Genomic DNA, 466 nt, shown 5'->3' on the forward strand with positions numbered 1-466 from the left:
CCCAATGGATGTTTTTGAAAATAAAACTGATTAAGTTCTTCAATTTATCGAATCAAAAATTTATATCTGCCTATATTTTTCAATGCAATACCGGTTCCTTTTGCCACCGAATGCAACGGGTCTTCGGCAATATGGAACGGGATGTTGATTTTTTCCTGCAAACGTTTGTCCAAGCCTTTCAGCAAAGCACCACCACCGGCGAGATAAATGCCGTTGCGAACGATGTCGGCATACAATTCCGGCGGGGTATTTTCCAACGCGCTTAGCACAGCCATTTCAATTTTATTGATAGATTTATCCAAACAGTGTGCAATTTCCTGGTACGACACCGGCACTTCCATCGGGAGCGCGGTCATACGGTTGGGACCAAACGCGATATAATCCTCAGGGGGGTCTTCCAGCGTGACAGAGGCAGAGCCGACATTGATTTTAATCATTTCCGCCGTGCGTTCGCCCACTTTCATAT

Annotated in this window: 1 protein-coding gene; it reads right to left on the reverse strand. The window is 45.3% G+C overall.

The window, feature by feature from the left end:
• Positions 1 to 44 precede the first annotated feature (44 nt).
• A partial coding sequence (locus ASC50_RS04415; RefSeq protein ID WP_193391207.1) for a rod shape-determining protein occupies positions 45 to 466 on the reverse strand: 422 nt, incomplete at its 5' end.

The organism is Candidatus Symbiothrix dinenymphae (genome assembly GCF_001431085.1).